Here is a 26,245-nt window from a genome sequence, read left to right as displayed (position 1 = left end):
ATTACTTGCCGAGAATACCGGGCAGGTTCAGCCCGTGTTCCCGTGCGCAATCCAGTGCAATGTCATATCCCGCATCGGCGTGACGCATCACACCGGTTGCCGGATCGTTCCAAAGGACGCGTTCAACCCTGCGTGCGGCATCTTCCGTGCCGTCACAGCAAATCACCATGCCGGAATGCTGCGAAAAGCCCATTCCGACACCGCCGCCATGATGCAACGAGACCCAGGTGGCCCCCGATGCGGTATTAAGCAGCGCATTAAGCAACGGCCAGTCACTGACCGCATCCGAGCCATCTTTCATGGCTTCGGTTTCGCGGTTCGGGCTTGCGACCGATCCGCTGTCAAGATGGTCACGACCGATCACCACCGGGGCTTTCAGTTCACCATTCTTGACCATCTCGTTAAATGCCAGACCCAGGCGATGGCGCTGACCCAGCCCGACCCAGCAGATACGTGCGGGCAGGCCCTGGAAGGAAATGCGATCACGCGCCATATCCAGCCAGTTATGAAGGTGTTTGTCGTCGGGGATCAGTTCCTTGACCTTCTGGTCGGTTTTGTAAATGTCTTCCGGATCACCCGAAAGGGCCGCCCAGCGGAACGGGCCGATGCCCTTGCAGAATAGCGGGCGGATATAGGCCGGAACAAAGCCCGGGAAGGCAAAGGCGTTTTCCAAGCCTTCTTCGAGCGCCATCTGGCGGATATTGTTGCCGTAATCCACCGTCGGAATACCGGCTTCGTGGAAGGCAACCATGGCTTCGACCTGAACGCGCATTGATGCGCGGGCGGCTTTGGCAACCGCCTTGGGATCGGATTCCTGTTTTTCACGCCATTCGGCAACGGTCCAGCCTTGCGGCAGATACCCATGAACCGGGTCATGGGCCGATGTCTGATCGGTGACGATATCGGGGCGAATGCCACGTTTGACCAGTTCCGGGAAGACGTCGGCCGCATTGCCGATCAGGGCAACCGATTTTGCCTCGCCCGCCTTGGTCCAGCGGTCGATCATTTCAAGCGCTTCGTCAAGGGAATGGGTCTTTTCATCGACATAGCGGGTACGTAGACGGAAATCCGCACGCGTTTCATCGCATTCAACCGCAAGACAGCACGCACCGGCCATCACGGCTGCCAGCGGCTGTGCGCCCCCCATGCCGCCAAGACCACCGGTCAGGATCCATTTGCCCTTAAGGTTGCCGCCATAATGCTGACGACCGGCCTCGACAAAGGTTTCATAGGTGCCCTGAACGATGCCCTGCGATCCGATATAGATCCACGAACCGGCCGTCATCTGGCCGTACATTGCCAGACCTTTTTTATCGAGTTCGTTGAAATGATCCCAATTGGCCCAATGCGGCACAAGGTTGGAGTTGGCAATCAGAACGCGCGGCGCATCCTTGTGGGTGCGGAAAACGCCAACCGGTTTGCCCGACTGCACCAAAAGGGTCTGGTCGTCTTCAAGTTCCTTGAGGCTGGCAACAATCTGGTCGAAATCCTTCCAGGTGCGCGCCGCACGGCCAATACCGCCATACACCACCAGTTCGTGCGGATTTTCGGCAACGTCGGGATGCAGATTGTTCATCAGCATGCGCATCGGCGCTTCGGTCAGCCAACTTTTGGCGGTGATGTCGGTTCCGGTTGCCGGATAGATATCACGCTGGTTGTGACGCGGATTGTTGGTCATGACTTGCCTCTTAGTGATGGGGCCAAATCGGCCAGTGTCTTTAGAATGTCGGTAAGATGCGTGCGCAGTTTTGCCGCACGGCTTTGGTCATAGGCCCAGGGTGCTTCCTCGGCCGAAAGGTATGTTGACTGTGCCAGTTCCATCTGGATGGCGTGCTGATTGATGTCGGGGCGACCGTAATGGCGGGTGGTCCAGCCACCTCTGAAACGCCCGTTCAAAACGGTGCTATATCCCTCGGCCTGCGAACAGATTTCGGACGTCAGGGTCTCAATCATCGGATCACAGGTGGTGCCCAGATTGGTGCCGATATTGAAATCGGGCAGGGTACCGTCAAACAGGAACGGGATGTTTGACCGGATCGAATGGCAATCATACAGGATCGCCACACCATGTTTGGCGCGCACCCGTTCAAGTTCGGCTGCCAGTGCCGCGTGATAGGGGGCGTGGAAATTGGCCGCACGGGCGGCAATATCGGCCTCGGTCGGGGCAATATCCCAGATGTTTTCCCCATCAAAATCGGTCAGCGGCACCAGGGTCGTGGTGTTCTGACCGGGATAAAGACTGACGCCTTCGGGATCGCGGTTGGCATCAATCACATAACGGTGAAAGGTTGCACGAACCGTCGTGACATTATCGATCAGCCCGTCATACAGCGTGTGGATATGCCAGTCGGTATCGGCAAGCGCGCGCCCGCGATCATTCAGTTTGGCGGCAATATCATCGGGAACATGGGTGCCGGTATGGGGCAGTCCCAGAACAATGGGGCCATCGCCGCGTTTGATTTCAACGGGATTGGTCATGTTATGCACCTTCCCCGACCACGAAACCCGACAGTTTGGCTGCGGCAACCAGCGCGCCCCCGGTCACAAGGTCGGCCGCCTTGGCAAGATCAGGCGCCATATAGCGGTCTTCCTTGACGGTCGGGATATCCTTGCGCACGGTTTTAAGGACGTTCTGAAGCCCGGGACTGGTTTTAAGCGGGGCTCGGAATTCAACACCCTGTGCGGCACAGATCAGCTCAACGCCAAGGATATAGGATAGATTGGCATTCATTTTTGCCAGACGGCGTGCGCCGTGGGCGGCCATCGATACATGGTCTTCCTGATTGGCACTGGTCGGTGTGCTGTCGGTCGAGCACGGATTGGCAAGATGCTTGTTTTCACTCATCAGGGCGGCCGTTGTGACCTCGGCAATCATCAGGCCGGAATTCAGGCCCGGCTCCGGGGTCAGGAACGGCGGCAGATCGTGCGAAAGCGTCGGATCAACCATCAAGGCCACGCGACGCTGGGCAATTGCGCCAATCTCGGCAACGGCAAGGGCGATCTGATCGGCGGCAAAGGCCACCGGTTCGGCGTGGAAGTTCCCACCCGAAACAATGCGCCCGTCTTCTTTCAGGACCAGCGGATTATCGGTAACCGCATTGGCTTCGATCTCAAGCGTCTGACCGGCAAAGCGCAGCAGATCCATCGCAGCGCCGGTGACTTGCGGCTGGCAACGGATGCAATAGGGGTCCTGAACGCGGGTATCGCCTTCGCGGTGGCTTTCGCGGATTTCCGAACCTTCCATCAGACCGCGCATCGCACGCGCCACATTGATCTGGCCGGGATGACCGCGAAGAGTATGGATTTCATCAACCAGCGGGGCGGTTGAGCCCATGATCGCATCGGTCGAAAGTGACGCGGTGACGATGGAGCTTGCGGCATTGCGCCATGCCGAAAACAGCCCGACCAACGCACAGGCGGTTGAAAACTGTGTCCCGTTGATCAGGGCAAGGCCTTCTTTCGCACCCAGAACAACCGGGGTCAGGCCAGCTTTGGCAAGGGCTTCGGCACCGGGCATGGTTTGGCCATCATAGACCGCTTCGCCCGCACCGATCATGACAGCTGCCATATGGGCCAGCGGGGCCAGATCGCCCGATGCGCCAACCGATCCTTGCGACGGGACAACCGGGGTCACACCGCTTGCCAGCATGCCTTCGATCAGTTCGATCAGGTCCCAGCGCACACCCGATGCACCACGCCCAAGTGACAGCAATTTCAACGCCATCATCAAGCGTGTCGTGGCGATATCAAGTGGTTCACCCACGCCGCAGCAATGGCTCAGGATCAGGTTGCGTTGAAGGGTTTCGGTATCCTTGGCGGCAATCTTGACCGATGCCAGTTTGCCAAACCCGGTATTGACCCCGTAAACCGCATCCTCGCCTTCGGCAGCGGCACGGACCATGTCGCTGGCAGCCTCGACACCGGCCTTTGCCGACGGATCAAGTTTGACGGCTATCTGGTTGCGCCAGATATTTTCAAGATCGGCAAGCGTTGCTGCGGCGGGCGTCAGGGTTACGGTCATTTTGCATCCTTGTCGAATACAGGTTGTGGGGCGTTTCGTTGTCTTATTTTGCTTTGCGGGCGACGGTCTCGCCGCCGAAAATTCGTTCAAACAGCGGGTTGAACCCGATGCGATAGGAAAGCTCGGCCGGGTGTTCTATATCCCAGATCGCAAGATCGGCACGAAGACCCGCCTTGATCTGTCCGGTATCGGAGAGGCCAAGTGCGGTTGCGGCATGTTTGGTCGTACCGCAAAGTGCCTCTTCCGGGGTCAGGCGGAACAGGGTGCAGGTCATGTTCATGGTCAGAAGGATCGACATCAATGGCGATGTGCCCGGATTGCAGTCGGTGGCAACTGCCATCGGCACGCCGTGCTTGCGAAAATCGGCAATCGGCGGCAACCGGGTTTCATGCAGGGTGTAAAATGCACCGGGCAACAGGACGGCAACCGATCCCGATTTTGCCATCGCCCTGGCGTCGTCTTCGTTGGCATATTCAACATGGTCGATTGAAATCGCACCATATTCGGCGGCCAGTCTGGTGCCACCGATATTGGAAAGCTGTTCGGCATGGAGCTTGACCGGAACGCCAAGTTCGCGCGCAACGTCAAATACGCGTTTGATCTGATCGGGGTTAAAGGCAATGCCTTCACAGAACCCGTCAACCGCATCAACCAGTCCTTCTGCGTGGGCGGCGCGCAGGGTGGGGATGCAGACCTCGTCAATATAGCGATCGGGTTCGCCCTTGAATTCGGCCGGGGTCGCATGGGCGCCAAGGAAGGTGGTTTTGATCCGGACCGGACGCAATGTCGCGATTTTGCGGGCCGCACGCAGCATGTTGAGTTCGGTGTCACGATCAAGGCCATAGCCCGATTTGACTTCGATAACCGATACCCCCTCGGCCAGCAGTGCATCAACCCGTGGCAGCGCGGTTTTTACGAGCTGGTCCACATCGGCCTGGCGGGTGGCGGTGACGGTTGAAACAATGCCGCCGCCAGCGCGCGCGATTTCTTCGTAGCTTGCCCCTTCAAGGCGCATTTCAAATTCAACCGCTCGGTTGCCGCCATAAACCACATGGGTATGGCAATCAATCAGGGCCGGGGTAATCAGACGGCCTTCAAGGTCGCGGGATGCTTGCTCAAGATATTTGGCGGGGATTTCATCATTGCTGCCGGCCCAGTCGATCAAGCCGTCCTGAATGGCAATCGCACCACATTCAATCAGTCCGTAGCGATTATCATCCGTGATTGTGACGACTTTTGCATTTCTGAGCAGCATGCGAAGGATCACCCCTTGATAAGTCCGTTATTAACGATAATATGTCTGCACATAATATTTCTGTCAAGACGGGTATGGATTATGACGCTTCTTTGGGCAAATCAGGCACTTACCAGTAATGGCTGGGCGCAGGACGTCGCGGTAGAGGTCGATCAATCGGGCAAAATCAGCAATATTAAAGCCGATTCACCCGAACTGGCATCGACCGCCGATCATCGCGTCGGGGTTTTGTTGCCCGCTGTCGCCAACCTTCATAGCCATGCCTTTCAACGCTCGATGGCGGGCCTGACCGAAAAACGCGGGCCGGACCCGCGCGATACCTTCTGGACGTGGCGACAATTGATGTTCCGCTTCCTTGACCAGCTAACGCCTGATCATGTCGAAGCCATTGCAGCCTTTGTGCAGATGGAGATGCTGGAAGCCGGTTACGCCAATAATACTGAATTCCATTATCTGCATCACCGTCCGGGCGGGTATTTGTATGACAATATCGGCGAGATGGCCGAACGCATTGCCGCGGCTGCAAATATTACTGGTATCGGTCTGACGCTTTTGCCGGTTCACTATCAGTTCGGGGGCTGTGACAAGCGCCCGTTGGGACCGGGACAGATCCGGTTTGGCAACGATCCCGAACAGTTCGCCAAATTGTATGAGGAATCGGTTCGCGCGGTTAAAGGTCTGCCCGCCGATACCCGTATCGGTGTGGCCCCCCATTCCCTGCGCGCGGTCGGGCGTGAAGACCTGATTGCGACCACCAAGCTGTCCAAGGATGGCCCGATCCATATGCATCTGGCCGAACAGGTGGCCGAGGTCGAAGAAGTCGAGGCATCCTGGGGCAAGCGCCCGGTCGAGTGGCTTCTGGAAAATGCCGATGTGAATGAAAACTGGTGCCTGATCCATTGCACCCAGATGCAGGAACATGAAACCCTTGGCCTGGCAAAGACCGGTGCTGTGGCGGGGCTTTGCCCGATCACTGAAAGCAGCCTTGGCGACGGTATCTTTGACGGTGTGCGTTATCTGGGGGTCGGCGGGGTGATTGGGATCGGATCGGATTCCAATATCCGGATTTCGCTTTCGGAAGAATTGCGGACACTCGATTACAGTCAGCGCCTGCGCGACAAATCCCGTGCGGCCCTGGCAACACCGGAAAAATCCACCGGACGGCGTTTGTATGATGCGGTGGCACAGGGCGGCGCACGTGCCGCCGGGCGCGATTGCGGACGGATCGAGATTGGTGCACTGGCCGATCTGATGGCGCTGGATGGCTCGGCTGTTGACCTGATCGGCCGGAAAGGCGATACGATCCTCGATACATATATCTTTGCCGGAGATGATCGCATGGTGCGTGATGTCTGGTCGGCCGGTCGCCATGTCGTGACCGAAGGCCGCCACATCGCCCATGACACGATCACCAACCGGTATCGCAAGGTGATGGAACAACTCAAGGAAGTGGTGTGAGCGCTTCGGAACAGACAAACTGGCAATCGGTCCATGATGAGGTTTTGCGCCGCATCCATACACGCGAATGGAAGCCCGGCGATCAGATCCCCAAGGAAGTAGAGCTTGCCGAACAGCTGGGTTGCGCGCGTGCCACGGTAAACCGTGCATTGCGCGAACTGGCAGCCGAAGGATTCCTTGATCGCAGGCGCAAGGCAGGCACACGGGTGGCCACCCATCCGGTCCGCCGTGCAAAGCTTGATATTCCGGTCATCCGTCTTGAGATCGAAGGCCGTGGACAGAAATACGGTTATGGCCTGTTGCTCACTGAACGCCGTACGCCGACACCGGAAATCTGCGCCAATCTTGGCGTCAGTGCCAAAAGCGACATGCTCCATATTTCGTCGCTGCATCTGGCCGATGGCAAACCCTATATGTTCGAAGAACGCTGGGTATCGATCGACACCGTTCCGGAAATCGTCGATGCCGATCTGTCAAAGATCAGTGCCAATGAATGGTTGGTTCTGCATGCCCCTTACACCAAGGGGGATATATCATTTTCCGCCGTGCTGGCATCCGAACTGGAAGCAAAGATTTTGCGCACCCATGCCGGTGCACCCCTGTTTCTGATGGAGCGGACCACCTGGGAAAATGACGCCGGGATCACGTCGGCCAGATTGCTTTTTGCGCCGGGCTACCGGATGCATTCGGCTATCTGATTTGCTGCAAATGCCGGTATCAGTTTCTTTGCTCGTTGGGGGTGGTGCGACGGCCCGTTTGATTTCCGACAATGGCAAAGCGTTGCAGGTCGGGTGCGTGACAATCGTCATGTGTCAGGTGTGCTGATCGTGATGCCATCGGTCCGTGAAATGCCGGGGCACTGAAATAGTGCCAAGATGCCGGATCATTGACGGTTTCCGTGGCTTGGATAGTGGCTTTGCGCGCCCGGTTGGCGGGTGATGCAGGGCCCGTTCAGCAGACAGAAAATCTGAAAATCCGGATCGATTAATCAGCATTGCCCGATATTGGCGATTTGACAGTCCTGCATATTCCGCGTAAATGCAAACAATTCGCAATCGCTTTTGATCGCGATGTTTGACTGGTTTGTGGAATGGTTGCGACCCTGTGCGATAACGAACTTCTGACCGTGTTCATTGCCCGTCGGCATGAACTGGTGAAGTATGCGCGCGCAATCGTTGGTGATCAGGCCTTGGCCGAAGACATCGTGCAAGATGCCTATTTTCGGCTCGAACGCGCCCAGCAGGTCAAACTCGATGCCAAGCTGGACGAGCCGGTTGGTTATATTTTCCGTATTGTTCGCAATCTTGCCATTGATGGCCGTCGCCGGATCGGTCGTGAAAATGCCCTGATCCACGGGGATGGCACAGCATCAGCGGAAATGGTCGCCGAAGACACCCCCGATCCCGAAGAAAAGGCAATTGCACGCGGTGAATTGCGTCTTCTGGAAAAGGCATTGGCCGAGTTGCCGGAAAAATCGCGCATCGCACTTGAGATGCATCGTTTTGGCGGATGCAAATATGCGGAAATCGCCCAACGCCTTGATGTTTCTATCGGAACTGCGCATTCGCTTGTTGTTGATGCGATCGAGCACTGCAAACTGTTTCTGGCAAAAGGGAGATAGACGAGGAAAATCTGTCGGAAAATTTGAAAATCCGACGGGTGCCATTCGTTTATTGGACAGGAGAGAAATAAAAATGTGCCAGGACATGAAAGATACCCGCAAACAGCACCAAAAAGGTGCCTTGTGTCCTGTTGACACATGGAGAGACACAACGCCATGACGGAATTGACCCATCCCGGTTCTGCAAGTGAATGGATCGCCCGCCTGTCCGAGGATCCGGACAACGCGACCTTGCGCCGCGAACATGATGAATGGCTAAAAGCCAGTGCGCAAAACCGTGCCGACTGGGATGAGACCCTGCGCGTCTGGCAGATGCTTGAAATGACAGTACCGGTCCATAGCGCGGAATGGGAACTGCATCAGCAGGACAAAACCCCGCAACAAGACAGAATTTCACCCGCGCGCCAGTTGCGCCCGGCAGATCACGCCGGTGTCGTCACCGGGGATAGGTCGGCCCGGATCAGCCTAGCATCGCCGGAGCGCGCGCGGCGGTCATTTGCGCGGGCACGTACGTTAATCGGCATGTCGGTAGCGGCGGCATTGGCGGCCTGTTTGCTGGTGGTGCTGATGCCCGGCTGGCTGACGCAGTTTGAAGCGGATTATGCGACCGCAACCTACGAAACCGGGATTTATACCCTGCCCGATGGATCAAGGCTGCATCTTGGGCCGGAAAGTGCGGTGGCATTTGATTTTTCAACTGATCGTCAGGTGACCTTGCTTGACGGGGAGGCGTTCTTTGAGGTTGTCCCGATGACGGAACGCCCGTTTACGGTACAGGCACAAGGTATTAGGACCACGGTTCTGGGAACCGCGTTCAATGTGCGCAGCAGCGATTATGGTGTTGATGTTGCCGTCGAACATGGGCGTGTGCGCGTTGATGGCGACGCGCTGGGGGACGGGGCTGAATTGCTGGCCGGGGATGTTGCCCATATTGGCCCTGCCGGCGATGTCACGCGGCAATCGCTGTCGCCGGCACTGGTTGGGGCATGGCGAAACGGTCAGTTGATCGCCAAGGATCGCGCCTTTGCCGAAATGGTTGAAACGGTTGACCGCTATTATGATGGATGGGTGGTGATTTCGGATGCCGATTTGGCGCAAAAGCCGCTGACCGGGATTTACGATCTGCAAAATCCGAAGGCCGCCCTGCAGGTCATGGCCGATGCCCAGGGGGCGGAAATTCGCGAAATTTCGCCGTGGCTGATGGTGGTTTCCCGCCGATAAAACAGGGGCTTGCGCGTTTTTTTCGTAAAAAGGCGAAAATAAATTTGAAAATCGAGAACGCCCGCATCGTTGCTTGGTTAGATGGTGAATTTAAGTCGCATTTGCATTTCACCGGAATGTAAAACATACCAAGCGGAGAATATTGATGATGGGGGTTCAGTTGTCGGTCGTTAAGGGGAACTGGCGAAATCGCCTTGCGGTGACGACCGCGCTGTCAATGCTGGCACTTCAGGGGATGGCCACAGAGGCAAAAGCATCCGGTCTGCCAGCGACGGAGAAAAATCAGGAAATTTCAAACCAGGAAATCGCACAGGCCGACGCCATTCGCAGCTTTGACATCGAACGTCAATTGCTTGCCGATGCACTGGCAATGTTCGGCCAGCAGGCCGGTGTCCAGGTTTCTGCAAATGGTGATCTGGTACGCGGTGTGCAAACGCCGGGTGTTTCGGGGGATTTGCGTACCGAAGATGCGTTGCAACGGCTTTTGGCCGGAACCGGGCTTTCCTATCGGATCGGATCGAATGGGGCGATCACCATCGTCAGTACCGCACAAGGTGATGCGGATGGTACGACATCGCTCAGCCCGATCCTGGTTGAGGCAAATACCCATACCGATGACCACATTGGCGCGGCAGACCGCGCACAGTCGATCTATGTCACGCCCGAGGATTTTGAACGCCGCAATCCCCAAGACGTCAAGGACGTGTTTGCCGGGCAGTCCGCCGTGTCGGTTGGGGGATCGGTGCCGTTGAACCAGAAACTTTATGTCAACGCGATCGAGGAAACCAATCTTGCCATCAGCATTGATGGTGCGCGTCAGAACAACAAGGTTTTCCACCACAGCGGTACCAACCTGATTGACCCAAGCCTGCTTAAGGCCGCACGTGTTGATCCCGGCGTTGCCCCGGCAGATGCCGGACCGGCAGCACTTGGCGGTGCGATTGTCTATGAGACCGTTGATGTTGCCGATGTACTGGAACCGGGTCGTTCGCTTGGCGGGTTTGCAAAGGCCAGCTACGACACCAATGGTGAAACCTTTACCAACGATCTGGCGTCCTATGGCCGTGCCGGTGGTTTTGAGCTTCTTGGCTATTTCAAATGGGCCAAGGGCGATGATTACGAGGCAGGTAACGGCGATCAGGTTCCCGGTACAGAAGCCGATATGCGATCCGGGCTGATCAAGTCGGCCTATGAAGCACAAAGCGGTCACCGGTTTGAATTTTCCGGCGAACAGGTACGCGACCGTGCACGTCGTCCGTACCGTGCGAACATGACGGATCTGACCAACCGCAATCAGCCAGACGAGCTTGGCTATGACATGCGCCGGCGCAACTTTACCTTCAATTACGGGCAAAACGGTGCAGATGGTCTTTGGGATCCCAAGGCGGTTCTTGCCTATAGCGAGACCTATCTGTACGCGCCGCTGACCGAACAGGGTCGTGGCACCACCAGCAGTTTTTCTGGCAAGTTTGAAAATGATTTCAATCTGTCGGAACGCGATACGATTACGGCCGGTGTCGATTTCTATCACGACACGGCCGAATATGACGGCCCGACGTCAGACCGCGAGGAAGAGGCAACCAATTTCGGTGGATATGCCCAGGCACGTCTTCAGCCGCTTGATCCCCTGCGTCTGTCCTTTGGTTTGCGGGGCGACAGCCAGAAATTTGTCGGTCTTGACGGCACCGAAATTGAAAATGAAGGGCTGAGCGGCAATGTCGCCGCCGCGGTTGATGTCACCGAGTTCCTGACCATCAATGCCGGTTATTCCAATGTCTGGGGCGGTATTGCACTGGCGGAAAACTATGTGATGAACCCGGCCTGGGATTACAGCAAGGGTGTCAAACCGGTCCGTGCGGAAAACTACACCACCGGATTTGAAGTTCAGCACGAAGGGTTTTCGTTCAATGCCGGCATTTTCCGCAGCACATTTGACAATGCGCGTGATCCGGGCTGGAGCACCGGGCCGTCGGTCGTCGTGGATTTCGAAACCCGGGGCTATAACCTTGGTGCCGGATATAACTGGGGTCCGGGCTTTGCGCGGGTAACCTATACCGACAGTGAAATCACCCTGAATGGCAGCCCGGCGGATTCAGATGGCACACAGTATCTTGGTGCGCCGCTGGGTCGGGTCATTGCCCTTGAAGCAGCCCATATGATCGAAGGCATTAATCTGACCATCGGGGGCACGATTGATGCGGCGTTGAAAAACACCGATACCGCCGATGCCGGTGGCACAGCCCAGGAAGCCTATGAAGTTGTCGGGCTTTATGCCGAATACAAGCCCGAAGAGGCCGATTACCTGACACTCCGGATCGAAGCCAACAACATCTTTGATGAAGAATATGCCGATCGCGGAAGCTATGGGCAGGACTTCACCAATGTGGTCCCGCTTTATGAGCCGGGTCGTTCGTTCCTGCTGATGGCAAAAGCACAGTTCTGATCTTGCCAAAAGATAACCGGTCTTGCCGGGGCAGCGTTTGCTGCCCCGGATTTTGCTATTTCAAGGGTGGGTCATGACAGTTGTTCTGAAATCCTTATCTGTTCTGTTCTTCTTGATCGTGGCGATGACGACTGCGCGCGCCGAAACGATCGAGGTCACCGATCTTGCCGGGCGCAAGGTCAGTATCGAATTGCCGGTCACGCGCCTGGTAATCAGCGAGGGACGCTATATTCCGTTGCTGGCATTGTTGCGCCCCGATGATCCGGTTGCCGGGATTGTCGGCATGATGACACCGCTGAGCTGGACCCACCCCGGACTTGAAACACAGCTTTATGAACGCTTTCCGCGGGCTGCTGACATTCCGTTGTTCGGGGGGCGCAATGAAGACAGCATTTCGGTGGAAAAGATCATTGATCTTGCCCCGGAACTTGCGATTTTCGGCCTGAATGATCATGGGCCCGGTGCAAAGAATGCCGAACTGATTGATCAGCTGACCGCAGCGGGAACGAAGATCGTTTTCATCGATTTCCGGGCCGACCCGCTGCATAACACATTGCCGTCGGTCAAATTGCTGGGACAACTTTTGGGCGCGGAAAAGCGGGCCGCGGAATATAATGCATTTTATCAGCAACGCTTTGACCTGATCAAACAGCGTGTCGCGACGGCCAAAACCCGGCCAACCGTGTTTTTGCAAGCCCATCCGGGGCGGTATGAATGCTGCTGGGGGATGGCTGACGGGATGCTTGGTCCGTTTGTCGGGATTGCAGGCGGGCTTAATATTGCCGATGCGGTTGCCCCCGGACCCACAGCACAACATACAGCCGAGTTTCTTCTGGTTGAAAATCCCGATGTGTGGATCGGGACGGCGTCGGGCATCTATGAGGAATTCATTGCTGGCGCAGAACCGGTCGCACTTGGCCCGGGCATGACGCGCGAAACGGCGTCTGAAAGCTTGACGCGCTATTTGTCCGCACCGGAATTTGCCGCCCTTGATGCGGTTCGAAACGGCCGGGCACACAGCATATGGCACAATTTCTATAATTCTCCGTTCAATATCGTCGCACTCGAAGCCTTTGCCAAATGGATCCATCCCGATCTTTTTACCGATATCGATCCGGTCGATACCTTGACCGAAATCTATGAGAAGTGGCTGCCATTCGAATTGAACGGCGTTTACAGCGCAACGGTTGATCATCAGAAATGAGTGTCGGGGAAACGTCGCTTTATCAGCGTTTCGGAACCATCCAGAAACGGCGGGTTCTGACGGTAACGGGGCTTGCAATCGGGCTCGTGGCCATGCTTGCGCTGGATCTGTGGGCGGGCCCGGCGGGGCTTGGCTTTGGCGATATTGTGACCGGGCTTTTCTGGCCCGATCAGCTTGATCTGAGGCCGCGCATCATTTTGTGGGATGTGCGCCTGCCCGATGCGTTGATTGCGCTTGCGGTTGGGGCGGCCCTTGGACTGGCGGGGATTGAAACCCAGACCATTCTCGATAACCCGCTGGCCAGTCCGTTCACGCTTGGCGTGTCATCTGCTGCGGTGTTGGGCGCAAGTCTTGCGATTGTTGTGGTTCCGGTCGTGCCATTGGTGGGCGAGACGGCGGTTCTTCCGGTGATGGCGATGGTCTTTGCGCTTGGATCGGGGGCCTTGATCCTGATGATTGTGCGATGGGCGAACGGGGCACGCGAAACGGTGGTTCTGTTCGGGATTGCGCTGGTGTTTCTGTGCAATGCACTGACCGCGGGTTTGCAATATCTGGCCAGTGCAGAAGCGATTGCACAGATCGTTTTCTGGACCATCGGAAACCTTACGCGGGCGGGCTGGATTGAGGTCGGGCTTGTCAGTGCGTGTTTTGTGTGTGTCCTGCCATTTTCATTGCGCCATGTCTGGGTGATGACATTGTTGCGCGGTGGTGAGGCCCACGCACGCAGCATGGGGATCAATGTCGGTCGATTGCGGATGTGGGTGATTTTGCGGGTGTCGGTACTGGCGGCATTCGCGGTTTGTTTTGTGGGTGCAATCGGTTTTATCGGCTTGGTCGGGCCCCATATTGCGCGACTGTTGCTGGGCGAAGATCACCGGATGCTGGTGCCCGGTTCGGCATTGTGCGGGGCCTTGATCCTGTCATGTGCGTCATTCCTGTCAAAGGCGCTGATCCCCGGTGTGATCATTCCGGTCGGTATTCTGACAGCGGTTGTCGGGGTTCCGGTGTTTCTTGGTCTTTTATCCGGGCGGAGACATCGGGCATGACGGTATTTGGCGCAACCGGTATCACCGCAAAATATGGTCAAGTCACGGTTCTTGATCAGGTTGATCTTCCGATCCTGAATGATAACGAGGTTCTTGGTCTTTTGGGACCGAACGCGTCGGGGAAATCGACCCTGATGCGGTGTCTTTCCGGAGAAAAAAGCACGACCGGGCACATCACGATCGATGGCCGAACCCGTGCCGACATGGGGCATGACGGATGGCATCACCGGTTGGCAAGCATGCCGCAATCGCCGCCGAATCCGTCGGCGCTTTTGCCAACCGAACTGATGTGGAGTACGGCACGCGCGCTTGATCTTGATGTTTCGGACCGCGAACTGGCCGATCAGATCGAAGGCATTTTTGCGCGGCTCGGGCTTTCGGAATTTGCGTTGTCGCCTTTGCATACCTTGTCCGGCGGCAAGCGGCAGCTGGTTGGATTGGCGCTTGCGCTGATGCGTGATCCGGATGTCTTGTTGCTTGATGAACCGACATCGGCACTTGATCTGCACTGGCGGATGGTGGTGCTTGATCTGGTGCGTGAACGGCTTTCGGATCGGGGCGGTGTGGTTGTTGCGGCGTTGCATGATCTTGATCTTGCGGCGCGCTATTGCGACCAGATCGTGCTGTTGCATGGCGGAAAGATCATTGCATCTGGCGGTCCGCAACATGTTCTGACGCCTGCGAACCTGGCACGGGTTTACCGGGTGGAAACACGTGTGACCCTTGATTGCGACGGACGACCGCTGGTGCAGGTCATCAGGCCGCTTCGGGATGGTGAAGCGGCCTGATCGGATCGGTCTTTTCGGGTTTTATGCCCGTTTAAGGGTGCTGTCGCCGCCGGTCGTCAGGGACTGTGCATCATGCAGGCGGCGATAGGCCCCGTCTTTGGCCAGAAGGGCATCGTGGCTACCCTGTTCGGCGATACCGTCTTGGGTGATGACAACGATGCGATTGGCATTGCGGATGGTGGCAAGGCGATGGGCAATGACCAGGGTCGTGCGCCCCTGTGCCAGTTCATCAAGCGATTGCTGGATGGCGCGTTCGGTTTCGGTATCAAGGGCCGAAGTTGCTTCGTCCAGGATCAGGATCGGCGGGTTTTTAAGGAAAATCCGCGCAATCGCAACGCGCTGTTTCTGACCGCCGGATAGCTTGACCCCGCGTTCACCAATAATGGTATCAATCCCGTCGGGCAGGGTCGCAATCAGATCATCAAGACGGGCCCGGCGTGCCGCATCGACGATTTCATCATCGCTGGCTGTCAGGCGGCCATAGGCGATATTTTCGCGCAGGGTTCCGGCAAACAGGAAGACATCCTGTTGTACGATGCCGATCTGTTGACGCAGGGATTTCATGGTGATGTCACGGATATCGCAGCCATCAATCATGATGCAACCACCAGTGACATCGTAAAAGCGCGGCACCAGCGAACACAGGGTGGTTTTCCCCGCCCCGGACGGGCCGACAAAGGCCACGGTTTCGCCGGCTTCGATCGCGATATTGATATTGTTGAGGATGGTGCGATCGGGGCTATAGCCGAAATCGACATTTTCAAACACCAGATTGCCCCGCAAAACGATATCATCACGCGCGGTCGGCCGGTCGATAATGTCGGGCTCGGTTGCCATCAATTCCTGATAATTGCGGAAACCGGCAATGCCCTTGGGATAGGTTTCAACAACGGCTGCGATCTTTTCAAGCGGCTGATAAAACACATTGACCAGCAGCAGGAACCCGACAAAACCGCCGATGCTCAGCCCGCCGGTCACGACGTAATAGGTCCCGGCCAGCAGGATCACCACCTGAACAATGCGCATGCCCAAATAATTGATGGCAAGGCTGATCGCCATGATGGCATATGCCTGAAGTTTGACGGTGCGATATTGTTCGTTGTCCTTGTGGAACAGGGCGCGTTCATGTTCTTCGTTGGCAAAGGCACGCACAACGCGGACACCGCCGACATTTTCCTCGATCCGGGCGTTAAAGGCGCGCACCCGGCCAAACTGGCTTTGCCAGTTGCGGGTCATATCGCCGCCAAACCGCACCACCAGCCACATGATCAACGGGGCAATGGTCATGGCAATCAGTGCAAGTGGCACATGCACCATGAACATCAGGATCAGCGCACCGATAAAGGTCATTACCGCGACAAACAGGTCCTCGGGACCGTGATGGGCGACTTCACCGATTTCTTCGAGATCCTTGGTCACACGGGCGACCAGATGGCCGGTTTTCTGGTTGTCATAGAACCGGAAAGACAGCTTTTGCAGATGATCAAAGGCACGTCGGCGCATTTCCGTTTCAATGGTAATGCCCAGCACATGCCCCCAATAGGTGACAACCGCCATCAGACCGGTATTGATGACATAGACAATCAGCAAGCCGATTGCGGCAAGAACAATCAGAAACCAGTCCTGTTTGGGCAGCAACACGTCGACGAAACCGGCAACCGCGACCGGAAAACCAAGCGCAAGGACGCCCGACAGAACCGCGCAGCCGAAATCAAGCATGAACAGGCGTTTATGGGGCAGGTAATAGGAAAAGAATTCTTTGATCATCAAGGGGATTCCAAGGAAAAAGTGGCCCCTTCTTCATATAGGAATGCTTCGCATTTTCATAGTTAAACTGTGCGAAACCCTGATGATCGCGCAATGGCCGGGATTCCTGAAATAACCGCCTGCCATCACCGGGACAGCAGGCGGTTATCAGATGTGCATTACGGCGGGTTTGGTGCTATTTCAACGCAACATAGGTTTGCCGATCAAGGGTCGCGATGCGTACAGCACACGGGCAACCGGCCAGATCCCCGATCATGGCTTGAAGATCCCCGCCAAGGGTTTCAAGCAGATCCCGGGTGCGCTTGGGATGGGGCATGATATGCAGTTCGATATTGATGGCGGGCTGATCGGCAAGGCCGTAAACCGGGATCAGCGCCAGCTGACAGGCGTTCGGGGCAACATTCAGCCGCTGGCACAGGATATCGCGAAGTTTGGGCAATGATCCGTGCAGTTCGGCCTGATTTTCGGTCCAGACGCTGTGATCGACATAAAGTTTGGCATTGGGCATGGGGTTACCGGCGGTTTTAACATGGGGAATGGTTGAACGGTTTGGGTGGCATTGTGACGCGGGGCTAATACAAAATCTGGATTTCCGGATCGATCACGACTTCAAGAAGCCGCGGACCGCTTTGCGCCATGAAGGACGCAAACCGGGCATCAAGCTCATCAGATGACGTTACACGGTCGGCCGGGCAGCCCATGCCGCGTGCAAGTTCGACAAAATCAAGTCCCCGAAGTTCGATCCCCGGCACATCGCGCACCTGCAAAACCTTGCTAAAGGATCGCATCGCGCCATAGCCCCCGTTATTAAGGATAATCACCGCAAGATCCTGATCATGCTGAACTGCGGTCCAAAGGGCCTGGGGGGAATACATGAATGATCCATCACCGATCAGGCAAATGACCTTTTGATCGGGTTGGGCAAGCCCGAAGCCGACCGCACCGGGCAGGCCATAACCAAGCCCGCCGCTGGCCATGGTAAAGAAGCGGTTCCAGTTCGCAATGCGGACATGATCCTGCAAGGCAGGGCGCACGGATGGGGTTTCTTCAAACAGAACCGTATCGTCGGTCATTTCCCGCCCAAGGCGATGCAGGAAATAATCAGGTGAAATATGCGTGCCGCGATCCGGAACAACCGGTTTCGGGCGGGCAAAAGGTTCGCTGCGTGCCGGGCGGACATCAACCAGATCAGCCAGCATCGGTAACCCGAATGCAAGACTTCCGACGATACTGGTACCAAGCGGGGCCGAAGATGCGGCATCGGGGTCGGTGGTCAAATGAATGATCGTGGTGTCACTGTCGAGCAGATCGGACGGACCGGGCACATGATAGGTAAAGACCGGTGCCCCGACAGCAATCACCAGATCATATTTGGTAAGGGTGCTTGAAACCTTGGCCGGGGCGGCGGGCAGGAACCCGGCAAACAGATCGTGATGTTCGGGGAATGTAACCCGTGCAGCAAAGGGGGCGGCATAAACCGGGGCCTGAAGACGTTCGACCAGACGAACCAGCGCATCACCCGCACCTTCTTCGTCGACTTCAGCGCCAACCACAAAGGCAATCGATTTTGCAGATGAAATGGTAGTGGCCGCATCGGAAATCATGCGCGGATCAGGCGCGGTCTTCGACGATATCTGGCGCGGGACAAGCGGTTTGCACCGCACGTTCCAGTCATCGGCAGGAACCGAAACAAAGGTCGGACCATAAGGGCGCTGCATCGCAATCCGGTAGGCATGGGCAATGGCGGCGGGCACATCTTCGGCCCGGGCGGGTTCGATGCTGTATTTCACATAGGGTTTCGGAAAATCGGCGGCATTGCTGGCACCAAGAAACGACTGATTGGGAAGCAGTTCACGCGATTGCTGACCGGCAATGATCACCATCGGTGCCCGGTTGCGATAGGCCGTATAGACATTGCCAAGTGCATGCCCAAGGCCGGCGGCCGAATGGACATTGACAAAGGCCGCCTTGCCGGTGGCACGCGCATAACCGTCAGCCATGCCAACAACCGATGCTTCATGCAGGCCCAGCACATAGCGAATATCCTCAGGCCAGCGATCGAGCATGGCCAGTTCGGTTGATCCCGGATTGCCAAAAAACGTATCGACCCCGACAGAACGGAAGAAATCGAACGTTGCTTCGCGAACAGTTGTCCAGTCACCGGATTTTCGGGCGTTAAGTGAAGATGTCATGCGTTGGCATCCTTGGCTGCGATGAGGTGGCGAAAAGGGGCCGGTTGCCCATACGGATCGGCAACCGGCAAACTGGATCGATCGGGTCAGATCAAGACGTGCCTGGCCCAATCAGAAGCATGGCGATAAGGCCCGGTCAGGTCAGAACGGATAATGCTGGTGGGGATCTTCGATGGTGATCCAGCGCAGTTCGGTGAACTGTTCCATGCCCTGCAAGCTGCCGAACTTGCCATAGCCCGATGCCTTCACCCCGCCAAATGGCATCTGGGCTTCGTCCGCAACCGTCGGGCCATTGATATGGCAGATACCCGATTCAATGGCATCGGCAACACGCATCGCCCGGGTGATATCCGATCCGAAAACCGATGCCGACAAACCATACGCATTGTCATTGGCCAGTTCGATGGCGTGATCGGCATCGCGGGCACGCAGCACCGCGACAACCGGACCGAAACTTTCATCCCGGTAGATGTCCATATCCGGTGTGACTTTGTCGACAATGGTTGCCGGCATGATGGTGCTGTCATCAGGAACGCCGCCCGATGCAATGACAGCCCCCTTGCCCGTCGCATCATCAACCAGATGACGCACCCGATCGATGATGTCGCGATCAACGACTGATCCCAGAATGACATCCTGCTTGTTGGCATCCCCGCAGGTCAGGGATTTGGCCTTTTGGGCGAAGCGGCGGACAAATTCATCAGCAATACTGTCATCGACAATGATACGTTCGGTCGACATGCAGATTTGCCCCTGATTAAGGAAGGCCCCGAATGCGGAGGCATTAACCGCGGCATCAAGATCGGCATCTTCAAGAACAATCAGCGGTGCCTTGCCACCCAGTTCAAGCAACACGGGTTTAAGATGCTTGCCGGCCTGTTCGGCAATGATGCGCCCGACCCGGGTCGATCCGGTGAAATTGATCCGTTTGACATCGGGATGGGCAATCAGGGCCGAGACAACCTCGGGCGCGTCATCGGCGGAATGGGTAATGACATTAAGCACCCCCTTGGGCAGGCCGCCGCGTTGGAAAACTTCGGCAATCAGGCGGTGGGTATGCGGGCAGCGTTCGGATGCCTTGAGCACCACGGTATTGCCACAGGCAATCGCCATGACAACCGCACGCACCGCCAGAATAATCGGCGCGTTCCAGGGTGCCATGCCCACCAGTACGCCAACCGGGCGGCGCACCGACATGGCAAGCGATCCCGGCTTGTCGGTCGGAATGACTTCACCCTTGAGCTGGGTGGTCATGGCGGCAGCTTCGCGGATCATGCCCGATGCAACTTTGACATTGAAGCCAAGCCAGACCTTGGTTGCGCCGGTTTCCTGTGCGGCGATCTGCATGAAGTCGGCAACCGCTGCCTGAAATTCTTCGGCAACCTTAAGCAGGATGGCGCGCCGTTCCGACGGGCCAGTTTTCGACCAGGTCTTGAACGCGTCGGCCGCGGCCTTGACTGCAAGGTCGACATCGCCACTTTTGGCTGCGGGTGCGGTTGTCACGACCTCGCCGGTGACGGGGTTCTTGCGATCAAACATTTCATTGCTGATCGATTGGGTCGGGGTGCCCCCGATAAGCATGTCGATATTCATTGCGATTTCCTTCCCTGTGCTGCGCAAATTCGGTGTTGCAGCGTTTTATGATGGTTGTTGTGCCGGGTGTTTCATGCGGTGCGCCATCCCGGTCAGGTTTCGGGCACCAGAATGAAGTCAAATTTCGATACCCATTTTGTGACGCCATCCGGGTTGGGTTCGAACGGGGCAACAAGGGTTTCCTTGACGCCAAATACCGTGTCGGATGCCAGATACGGGTCGTCCCCGACAAAGGTGTGAGTCACCAGTTTCTGATATCCCGGTGCGGTAACCAGAAAATGGGTATGGGCCGGGCGAAACGGATGGCGTCCAAGGGCTGCCAGCATCTTGCCAACCGGGCCGTCATCAGGGATCGGGTAGCTGACCGGCTTGATGCCGACGAAACTGTATGCGCCGTCCGAACCGGTGACGAAGATGCCGCGATTGTTCCATTTGGGCTGACTGTCAGGTTGCTGGACGTCGTAATAGCCATCGGCATTGTCCGACCAGACATCAATTTTAGCCCCTTTGACCGGATTGCCATCCAGATCAAGAACCCGGCCGGTAAACAGGCAGGGCTCGCCTTTGCCATCAAGCGAGATGCTGTCGCCCATCTGGCGGACCGGTGCGTCCTTGACGTGGAAGGGACCAAACACAGTGTTTTCGGTGGCACCGTCCGGGCGCCGGTTATTGATCGCATCGACCAGCATAGAGACACCCAGAACGTCGCTTAGAAGAATGTATTCCTGGCGTTCGGTGCTACAGATCTGACCGGTTTTGGTCAGAAACGCGATGGCGCTGTTCCATTCGTCTTCGGTCAGTTCGACGTCCTTGACGAAGGCGTGCAAATGTTTGACCAGTGCGGCCATGATGGTTTTCAGACGCGGGTCAATGTCATCGCCCATCCGGGCATTGACGGTCTGGGCTGAATTTTCTTCGGTGAAAAAGCCGGTCATGATGTGACTCCCGTTTCTGGACGAACCCCGTCATAGGCATTTTGCAGCAGGGCCCGAATGGCCCGGCGTTCGATTGCGACAGGATTCCAGTAGGGATTTTGCACAGCCAGATCAGCAACCCGGTCCAGATCACGCTCGGCAACGCCAAGGGACTTCAAATCCGTCGGTGCGCCAAGTTTTCCGGCAAAATCAAAAAGCCCGCCGCCAGCGGTATCGCTGCCAAGAATGGCAGCAAGCGGGGCGAGTTTTTCAGGTGCAGCGGCTTCGTTATAGGCGGTGGCATGCGGAAGTATGATCGCATGGGTCGCCGCGTGCGGTAAGTTCAGGGTACCGCCAAGAGTGTGACAAAGTTTGTGATGCAAGGCCATGCCAACCTGTGCCAGCACCGCCCCGCATGTCCAGGCCCCGAACAGGGTGTCTTCACGGGCATCCAGATCATCAGGCGATGACACCACCACCGGAAGACCGGTGACAAAGGCCCGCAAACCCGAAAGTGCAAGTTCACTTGAAAGGCGGTTGGCATCGCGGGCGTAAAGGGCTTCGACCGCATGCGCCATGGCGTTCAGACCGCTCGTGACCGACATCGGAACCGGCAGGCTGCGCACAAGTTCCGCATCATAAAGGATGGCTTCGGGCTGGACGCGTTCGGATTTCAGGGTCGATTTGACCCCGTTTTCGGTCTGCCCCAGAACCGGGGTTGCTTCGGACCCGGCATAGGTGGTGGGCAACACGATTTGTGGCAGATCGGTGTGATAGGCAATCGCCTTGCCCAGTCCGATCGTCGATCCGCCGCCAATGGCAATCACGCAATCTGCTTTGGATTTCTTGACCGTTTCCAGCGCATCCCGGGTGATATCAACCGGCGTGTGCATGGTGGCGCGGGTATAAAGACCGGCTGCGCGACCGGCAAGCGTGTCCAGAAGGGCTTCGCCCTGATCAACCTGTTCCGGAGTGGTCAGAACCAGTGGCCGTTTTGCCTTGATGGCATCAAGTTCGGGGCCAAGGTCGGAACGCCCGCCCTTTTGGAAACGGACCTGGACGGCGGTGCCTTGGCGGTCAAAGCCCACATTGAAAATCGACATGGATCACACCGCCTTTTTCTGGAAACCGGCGACATTGCGATACCCGGCTGCGACCTGTTCGAGTTCTTCGGGCGTGATCAGGTCTTCGATCCGGTCATCGGGGCCGGTGACACGCGATGCCGCGATATCAAGAACCCGTTCAGGGCCGCCCTGACGGTTGCTGAGAACGACATTGGCCGTGGCGGGACGACGGTTGTTTTCATAGGCGATAAGTCCGTCGGGACTGTTTTGTTGCCCCAGACATTCGGCCAGCATATGGGCATCAAGAATGGCCTGGCTGGCCCCGTTGGCGCCGATCGGATACATCGGATGGGCCGCATCCCCCAAAAGGGTCACCCGCCCATCGGTCCAGAAATCCAGCGGGTCGCGATCAACCATCGGGAATTCGGTGACGATGTCGGTTGCTTCCATGATGGCGGCGCAATTCATGTCCCACATCTGGAATTCGCGAAACGGCGTGATGTAATCAATCGTTGCCCCGCGGGTCCAGTCGGCATCGTCAATGTGGCGCGGGCTGCTGTGGCGCAGTTCTGCCACCCAGTTTGTCAGTGCCTTGCCCTGTTTGCGCAGTTTTTCACTGATCGGGTAGGTGACGAATTTCACATCGTGATCCCCGGCAATCACCATGGTTTTGCCATCGCCGATCATGTCCATTTCAACAGCACCGCGGAACATCATGGTGCCTTCATATTTCAGCGGGCCTTCGTCGGGATGCATTTGCCGGCGAATTTGGGAACGCAGTCCTTCTGCGCCGATCAGGAAATCGGCGGCAAATTCCGATCCGTCCTGAAACAGAACGGTCACCCCGTCGTCATTCTGACGATAACCGGTAACCGGGTTGCCGGTCTGTACCGATCCGGGGCCGACGCGGTTATGGACTTCGGACAGCAACAGAAACTGCAAGGCGCCGCGATGGATTGAATATTGCGGGGCGGGGAAGCCTGCTTCGACGCAACGCGGGTCGGACTGGATCACATGCCCGAATTTGGTGCGATATTCGATGCAGCGGGTGCGAATGCCGGTGAAGTCAAGTTTGTCACCCAAGCCAAGGTCATGCAGCAATTTCGACGAATGGGGCATGACATTGATGCCGACCCCCAGCGGTTTGATTTCCTTTACCGCTTCGAAAACTTTCACATCGAAGCCCTTGCGATGTAGATAAAGTGCCGCCGTCAGTCCGCCAATGCCAGCGCCCGCAATTGCAATGGTTGTCATGGATGTTCTCCCGATTTAGCTTGGTATGCCTTGTTTTTCTGACGAAAGAGTGCAAAGTCTTCCGTGCGCCATGTTGCGGTGATTGTTCCGCGACACGGGGTTTCGAACAAGCCACGCAACGGATTTAAAATTTCAATATTTCAACATTTGGATGGCCGATGACCCAGACGCATCTTGATCGGGAACGCTATGTTTTGGGGGATCCGTCCGATCATGTCGGCTTTTTGAATTGCGAACGTATTGTCGAGCGCAGCCATATTCACGGCTGGTCGGTCGAGCCGCATTATCACGAAGGTCTGGCCCAGATGTTTGTGTTTGGCGACGGACGGGTGAAGGGGCAAATCGATTACCTGTCACGCGATATCGTCGGGCCGGCCATCGTGTGGTTGCCCGCACTTTGCAGTCATGCCTTTGACTATCAGGTTGGCATGAATGGCTGGGTGATCACGGTTCCGACCATTGATGTGATGCGGATTGGCAAACATAACAGCTGGTGCCAGAACTGGATCGGGCGGCCGCAACTGGTTGTCGGGGCGTTGCATCGTGATCTTTTGACCGAGACGCTCGGACTGGTTCAGCAGGTTGAAAAGGAACATAAAAAACTGGGCGAGGAGCGCAATGTCGCACTCGAATCCCTGTTCATGTTGTTGCTGATTTCGCTTAATCGCGGATTGTCGGCCAACCCCGATTTCAATGATCAGTCATCGGGCCGCCAACAGCAACTGGTCAACCGGTTCCAGACTCTGCTTGAACAGCACGAAACCGACAAGTTTTCGGTGGCCGATTATGCCGGCATGTTGTCGGTCACCACCACCCATCTGAGCCGCACGGTCAAGACGGTTACCGGCAAAACAGCCGGGGAAATGATCAGTGATCGCCTGTTGCTGGCTGCCAAGCGCAAGCTGGTTTTTTCCGATCTACCGATTTCCGAGGTCGCCTATATGCTTGAATTTTCAAGCCCGTCCTATTTCACCCGGTTCTTTTCCGCCCAGGCCGGGGAAACACCGCGCCAGTTCAGAACCCGGATGCGTGAAAGTTCCTGACCGTCTTGTCGGTTGGTGGGCTAACTGGGGTCAAACGGGCTTGGATGGCGGGTGTTGGCGGGGGCATGCAGGACAGAGGGGGCTGGGCCAGAGACGCCCCAGAAGGTCCAGTGGGCCCGATCATCCGGTCACGCCGCCTGCTGCATCCGCGCCGATGGCCCAAACAGGTTTGGGGGTGCTGCTATCCGTTTTTGGGGCGCGTGCTGGCGCGTTTGATCAGTTGCGCACCAACCAGCACCTTGACCGCAGGGGGCATGGTGTCGGCATTGATCAGCTCATCAAGTACTGTGATCGCCATGCTGCCGATTTTGCGTTTGGACACATCAATGGTGGTCAATGGCGGGTCGAGTGTGATGCTCATGGGAAGGTTGTCAAAACCGATCACCGAGACATCTTCGGGCACCTTGTAGCCTTTTTCCTTCAGCGCCTTGGTAAAGCCATAGGCCATGATGTCATTGGCACAAAAATAGGCCTCGGCGATGTCATTGCCCAGGGCATCAACGCTGTCCTCATAGGCCGATGACAGCGTTGATCCGATCGACAGTACATGTTCAGGGGCCACCGGCAGGCCAAGGGTCGCCATATTGCTGATAAAGGCGTCCTTGCGCAGGGCAAAGTTCCGGGTCTGGGTTTCACTGCCGACATAGCCAATTTTAGTAAAACCAAGACTTTTTAGGTGCTCAAGAACGGTATAAACCGCGTCGCCATTGTTCATATCGACAAAATTGGCTTCGACCAGATCATAGAAAGTATCAATAAAAACAATCGGTAAGTGCAGATCCTGGATTTTCTGAATGTCTTCGCGGCTTAATTCCGTGCCCAGGATGATGACGGCGGTCGCATCCGAGGTCGCGAGAATGTCGGTAATGTCGTCTGCGGTGACATTCTCGTAGCTCAGGACCTGTAATTTGTAGCCCCGACTCGTCGCTTCTTGCGACATGCCATCAATGTAATCGGAAATGAAGTGGCTGTGGTCGCGGTTAACCGTATGACCGTGCTTGGCAATCTTGAGAAACTTGATGGTTTTCTGGGTTGTTGCGCGTTTTTTCGGTGTGCGCGGCGTGTAGTTCAGGGATGACACGACCTCGAGAACCCGCGAACGGGTGGTTCCGGAAATTTCGCCTTTTCCATTCAGCACGAGCGACACGGTAGACGGCGAAACGCCTGCACGTTCGGCAATCTCTTTGATCGTGGTTTTATTGTTTTTTTTCATATGGTTGTCCCCGGGGTCCCGTCCCTGAATTTTTCTTGTTTAGTTTGTTTAATAAACATTCTGCACGGCGCAATGCAACCTTGCACTGAGTATTTTAGTGAAAGTGCCTGCTTGCCAACATAAAAATGAGTTGGTAGTTTTAGTCAAC

The 26,245-nt window shown here is 56.4% G+C and carries 22 protein-coding genes; 10 read left to right on the top strand and 12 right to left on the bottom strand.

Annotated elements, in window-relative coordinates; all coding sequences use genetic code 11:
- Window position 1: 1 nt before the first annotated feature.
- From hutU to hutI, 4 genes are read right to left on the bottom strand one after another with little or no spacing between them, the layout of a single operon-like run.
- Window positions 2–1,678 (bottom strand): urocanate hydratase, encoded by a 1,677-nt coding sequence (gene hutU / locus CU041_RS12355; RefSeq protein WP_101247172.1) that lies wholly within the window; start codon window positions 1,676–1,678, stop codon window positions 2–4.
- Window positions 1,675–2,478 (bottom strand): N-formylglutamate deformylase, encoded by an 804-nt coding sequence (hutG, locus tag CU041_RS12350; protein WP_101247171.1) that lies wholly within the window; start codon window positions 2,476–2,478, stop codon window positions 1,675–1,677. The genes hutU and hutG overlap by 4 nt, the downstream gene beginning before the upstream one ends.
- A 1-nt stretch (window position 2,479) precedes the next feature.
- Window positions 2,480–4,021 (bottom strand): histidine ammonia-lyase, encoded by a 1,542-nt coding sequence (gene hutH / locus CU041_RS12345; protein WP_101247170.1) that lies wholly within the window; start codon window positions 4,019–4,021, stop codon window positions 2,480–2,482.
- Window positions 4,022–4,064: 43 nt separating this feature from the next.
- Window positions 4,065–5,276 carry an imidazolonepropionase gene (hutI, locus tag CU041_RS12340; protein ID WP_101247169.1) on the bottom strand — a complete coding sequence of 404 codons (1,212 nt, stop codon included), beginning with the start codon at window positions 5,274–5,276 and terminating at the stop codon, window positions 4,065–4,067.
- Between the two features lie 81 nt (window positions 5,277–5,357).
- Between hutI and CU041_RS12335 the strand changes: the two genes are divergently transcribed.
- The 9 genes from CU041_RS12335 (at window position 5,358) to CU041_RS12300 (ending at window position 15,057) form a co-directional block, all read left to right on the top strand.
- Complete coding sequence (locus CU041_RS12335; RefSeq protein ID WP_101247168.1) at window positions 5,358–6,734, top strand: formimidoylglutamate deiminase; 1,377 nt, start codon at window positions 5,358–5,360, stop codon at window positions 6,732–6,734.
- Window positions 6,731–7,432, top strand: a complete 702-nt coding sequence (locus CU041_RS12330; RefSeq protein WP_101247167.1) for a GntR family transcriptional regulator — start codon at window positions 6,731–6,733, stop codon at window positions 7,430–7,432. Before CU041_RS12335 ends, CU041_RS12330 begins: the two co-directional genes overlap by 4 nt.
- A gap of 392 nt (window positions 7,433–7,824) precedes the next feature.
- On the top strand, window positions 7,825–8,355 hold the full coding sequence (locus tag CU041_RS12325) for a sigma-70 family RNA polymerase sigma factor (protein ID WP_068518387.1): 531 nt from the start codon (window positions 7,825–7,827) through the stop codon (window positions 8,353–8,355).
- Between the two features lie 156 nt (window positions 8,356–8,511).
- A complete protein-coding gene (locus CU041_RS12320) occupies window positions 8,512–9,576 on the top strand; it encodes a FecR family protein (RefSeq protein WP_170310217.1) in 1,065 nt (354 codons plus the stop codon).
- A complete protein-coding gene (locus tag CU041_RS20630) occupies window positions 9,549–9,698 on the top strand; it encodes a hypothetical protein (RefSeq protein ID WP_170310209.1) in 150 nt (49 codons plus the stop codon). Before CU041_RS12320 ends, CU041_RS20630 begins: the two co-directional genes overlap by 28 nt.
- 23 nt (window positions 9,699–9,721) lie before the next feature.
- On the top strand, window positions 9,722–12,019 hold the full coding sequence (locus CU041_RS12315) for a TonB-dependent receptor (RefSeq protein ID WP_101247165.1): 2,298 nt from the start codon (window positions 9,722–9,724) through the stop codon (window positions 12,017–12,019).
- Window positions 12,020–12,092: 73 nt separating this feature from the next.
- The gene (locus CU041_RS12310; protein WP_101247164.1) at window positions 12,093–13,223 is read left to right on the top strand and encodes an ABC transporter substrate-binding protein; all 1,131 of its coding nucleotides are present in this window, start codon (window positions 12,093–12,095) and stop codon (window positions 13,221–13,223) included.
- Window positions 13,220–14,269, top strand: a complete 1,050-nt coding sequence (locus CU041_RS12305; RefSeq protein WP_101247163.1) for a FecCD family ABC transporter permease — start codon at window positions 13,220–13,222, stop codon at window positions 14,267–14,269. The genes CU041_RS12310 and CU041_RS12305 overlap by 4 nt, the downstream gene beginning before the upstream one ends.
- A complete protein-coding gene (locus CU041_RS12300; protein WP_101247162.1) occupies window positions 14,266–15,057 on the top strand; it encodes an ABC transporter ATP-binding protein in 792 nt (263 codons plus the stop codon). Before CU041_RS12305 ends, CU041_RS12300 begins: the two co-directional genes overlap by 4 nt.
- A gap of 21 nt (window positions 15,058–15,078) precedes the next feature.
- Here the strand turns inward: CU041_RS12300 and CU041_RS12295 are convergent, their stop codons facing one another.
- The 7 genes from CU041_RS12295 to CU041_RS12265 all read right to left on the bottom strand — a co-directional run bounded on the left by CU041_RS12295 (window position 15,079) and on the right by CU041_RS12265 (window position 23,841).
- Window positions 15,079–16,824 (bottom strand): ABC transporter ATP-binding protein, encoded by a 1,746-nt coding sequence (locus tag CU041_RS12295; RefSeq protein ID WP_101247161.1) that lies wholly within the window; start codon window positions 16,822–16,824, stop codon window positions 15,079–15,081.
- Between the two features lie 175 nt (window positions 16,825–16,999).
- The gene (locus CU041_RS12290) at window positions 17,000–17,332 is read right to left on the bottom strand and encodes a hypothetical protein (protein ID WP_101247160.1); all 333 of its coding nucleotides are present in this window, start codon (window positions 17,330–17,332) and stop codon (window positions 17,000–17,002) included.
- A 64-nt stretch (window positions 17,333–17,396) separates the two neighbouring features.
- The gene (gene mdlC, locus CU041_RS12285) at window positions 17,397–19,016 is read right to left on the bottom strand and encodes a benzoylformate decarboxylase (protein ID WP_101247159.1); all 1,620 of its coding nucleotides are present in this window, start codon (window positions 19,014–19,016) and stop codon (window positions 17,397–17,399) included.
- Window positions 19,017–19,157: 141 nt separating this feature from the next.
- On the bottom strand, window positions 19,158–20,609 hold the full coding sequence (locus CU041_RS12280; RefSeq protein WP_101247158.1) for an aldehyde dehydrogenase: 1,452 nt from the start codon (window positions 20,607–20,609) through the stop codon (window positions 19,158–19,160).
- Window positions 20,610–20,701: 92 nt separating this feature from the next.
- The gene (locus tag CU041_RS12275) at window positions 20,702–21,544 is read right to left on the bottom strand and encodes an intradiol ring-cleavage dioxygenase (protein ID WP_101247157.1); all 843 of its coding nucleotides are present in this window, start codon (window positions 21,542–21,544) and stop codon (window positions 20,702–20,704) included.
- On the bottom strand, window positions 21,541–22,626 hold the full coding sequence (locus CU041_RS12270; RefSeq protein ID WP_101247156.1) for a maleylacetate reductase: 1,086 nt from the start codon (window positions 22,624–22,626) through the stop codon (window positions 21,541–21,543). The genes CU041_RS12275 and CU041_RS12270 overlap by 4 nt, the downstream gene beginning before the upstream one ends.
- A 3-nt stretch (window positions 22,627–22,629) precedes the next feature.
- On the bottom strand, window positions 22,630–23,841 hold the full coding sequence (locus CU041_RS12265) for an FAD-dependent monooxygenase (RefSeq protein ID WP_101247155.1): 1,212 nt from the start codon (window positions 23,839–23,841) through the stop codon (window positions 22,630–22,632).
- Between the two features lie 158 nt (window positions 23,842–23,999).
- Between CU041_RS12265 and CU041_RS12260 the strand changes: the two genes are divergently transcribed.
- A complete protein-coding gene (locus CU041_RS12260) occupies window positions 24,000–24,884 on the top strand; it encodes an AraC family transcriptional regulator (protein ID WP_101247154.1) in 885 nt (294 codons plus the stop codon).
- A 181-nt stretch (window positions 24,885–25,065) separates the two neighbouring features.
- Here the strand turns inward: CU041_RS12260 and CU041_RS12255 are convergent, their stop codons facing one another.
- Entirely contained in the window at window positions 25,066–26,097 is a 1,032-nt protein-coding gene (locus CU041_RS12255; protein ID WP_101247153.1) for a LacI family DNA-binding transcriptional regulator, read from the bottom strand.
- Window positions 26,098–26,245: the final 148 nt, after the last annotated feature.

The organism is Thalassospira povalilytica (assembly GCF_002844235.1).
Classification (GTDB): Bacteria; Pseudomonadota; Alphaproteobacteria; order Rhodospirillales; family Thalassospiraceae; genus Thalassospira; species Thalassospira povalilytica.
This window is presented reverse-complemented; position numbering and strand designations above follow the sequence as displayed.